Source organism: Oleiphilus sp. HI0061, assembly GCF_001635675.1.
In genome coordinates, this window is the sequence record NZ_LWFE01000954.1 from 1 (window position 1) to 487 (window position 487).

Here is a 487-nt window from a genome sequence, read left to right on the forward strand (position 1 = left end):
TTTTTCCTTCTCCGGGTTCAACTTAACGTCACCCACTTTCTCCCAGTTCCGCGTAGCTTTTGACCACCTTATTTGGTTCTTTCTTTTCATCTTGCGATAAAGCTCATCCCTCTTCGATAATATTTCTTCATCCAGACCTAAGTGCCTTTGCTCTGGGGTAACAAAGTTAATTCGACTATGCCGGTGCTCTGTGTTGTACCAAGTGACAAACTCTTTCACCCAAGTTCTTGCTTCATCGATTGATTTAAATCCCTCAGATGGCCATCGACGACAGTACTTCAGGGTTCGAAATAGTGATTCTGAAAACGGATTATCATTACTTACACCAGGCCGACTTCGAGAGCTGGCGACACCCAAATCCTGCATTTTTGCTTGCATTGTTAAGCTCTTCATTGGGCTACCATTATCCGAGTGCAACACCAGGGATTTTCTGACGCACTTTTCTGACCAAACACTGCGCTCAAGCAATGCTGCTGCATGTTCTCCT

The 487-nt window shown here is 44.8% G+C and carries 1 protein-coding gene; it reads right to left on the minus strand.

Annotation, left to right across the window (positions count from 1 at the left end):
* On the minus strand, positions 1–487 hold a 487-nt coding region (locus A3735_RS11180), incomplete at both ends, for an integrase core domain-containing protein (RefSeq protein ID WP_156499621.1).